The organism is Achromobacter maghribensis (assembly GCF_057334215.1).
The window spans coordinates 396,206-396,409 of record NZ_JBHFII010000047.1 but is presented as its reverse complement, the minus strand read 5'-3'; the positions used below and the strand labels follow the sequence as shown (position 1 = coordinate 396,409).

Here is a 204-nt window from a genome sequence, read left to right as displayed (position 1 = left end):
GACACGATGAACAGGTCGGGAGACGGCGAGACGCCCAGCGATACGTCCACCTGGCTGCCCAGCACGATGCTGCCGCCGTCCTGCACGCGGCCATATGCCTGGCCTTGATGGTTGAAGGCGGTGGCGGCGCGGCCCGCGGCGTCCAGCACGGCCGTTTCGCCCAGCCAGATGGAACGGCCGTGCCCGGCCGCGATGGCGTCGTCC

Annotated in this window: 1 protein-coding gene; it reads right to left on the bottom strand. The window is 71.1% G+C overall.

The features are described 5' to 3' along the window. Positions 1 to 204, bottom strand: a 204-nt coding sequence (locus tag ACE039_RS21740; RefSeq protein WP_485823299.1) for a hypothetical protein, incomplete at both ends; no start/stop codon positions are given.